Origin of the sequence: Vibrio penaeicida (assembly GCF_030689305.1) — a bacterium.
In the GTDB taxonomy this organism is placed as follows: Bacteria; Pseudomonadota; Gammaproteobacteria; order Enterobacterales; family Vibrionaceae; genus Vibrio; species Vibrio penaeicida_B.
This window is the reverse complement of the sequence record NZ_JAUYVM010000069.1, coordinates 1-658: the sequence shown is the minus strand read 5'-3', so window position 1 is coordinate 658 and position 658 is coordinate 1. Positions and strand designations below refer to the sequence as shown.

Annotated in this window: 1 protein-coding gene; it reads right to left on the bottom strand. The window is 44.1% G+C overall.

Annotated features, from left to right (window positions below; all coding sequences use genetic code 11):
- On the bottom strand, positions 1–449 hold a 449-nt coding region (locus Q8W40_RS28040), incomplete at its 3' end, for an IS110 family transposase (protein ID WP_305402112.1).
- Positions 450–658: the final 209 nt, after the last annotated feature.

Genomic DNA, 658 nt, shown 5'->3' with positions numbered 1-658 from the left:
AGTCGGTTTCTTTCCATGGTCTGCATGGTGAGTAGTTGGTTACGTCGTGTAACTAAGTCGCTCATAAGGCGAATGTTTTGGCTTTTTAGTTTGGTCAGTTCTGGCTGAACTCGTTCGGCATAATATGCGATGAGTGCGGCATCTAAGCGGTCGTTTTTAGCGCGTTGTCCAATGGCGCCAGCGAACTTTTTAATGCGCAGCGGGTTGGCAACAACATAAGGTAATTTGGCATTATCACAGGCGAGTATGAAGGGCATTTCTAATCGACCTGTTGCTTCGATGACAACGCGTTGAGGTTTATGTTTCTTAATGGTTTTGATGGCATCGTTGATGCCTTTTTCAGTGTTCGGGACGGTGAAGTAAATATCGAGTGGGCGGATATAAATATCTAATTGTGACTTACCCGTATCAACGCCGACATTAATGTTTTGAAGTGTGTTTGTATTCATAATAAGCTAACTCTTGCTTGCAAATGCGGGCTCGAGACCCAGAAGACTATTCGAGTGTAGTGCTTGGAGTTCTATCAGGCGTTCGTACTTGTTACCGGTCTCTCAATTGAGGAGCCAACGTTTAATCGAACTACCAGATAGAAGAACTTTAGTTGCAGCTAAAGTCTGGGTCTCACCTTACCCGATTGGAGAGCTTATTATCCATACAA